This window comes from Citrobacter sp. TBCS-14 (assembly GCF_005280805.1).
Lineage (GTDB): Bacteria > Pseudomonadota > Gammaproteobacteria > Enterobacterales > Enterobacteriaceae > Citrobacter > Citrobacter gillenii.
The window spans coordinates 423-632 of the sequence record NZ_SZWM01000374.1 but is presented as its reverse complement, the minus strand read 5'-3'; the positions used below and the strand labels follow the sequence as shown (position 1 = coordinate 632).

Genomic DNA, 210 nt, shown 5'->3' with positions numbered 1-210 from the left:
ATTGCTACCGCCACTTCACCCGAACGCATTCGCTTGTCCAGCTCGTCATAACTGGTGAGCGGCGGCTGCTCAATAAAATAGCGCGACCCCGCCAGATTCAGCGACCACGCCTGGCTGCTGACGGTCTGATCACGATCGAGCACCGAAAAACGCAGGTTTTCCACGTCCATGCTGATGCCGTAGCCCATGATCAGCATCAGGATCACCGTC

Annotated in this window: 1 protein-coding gene; it reads right to left on the bottom strand. The window is 57.1% G+C overall.

Going from position 1 to position 210, the window contains the following annotated elements:
* Window positions 1-210, bottom strand: a 210-nt coding sequence (locus FDX22_RS15595) for a hypothetical protein (RefSeq protein WP_146717426.1), incomplete at both ends; no start/stop codon positions are given.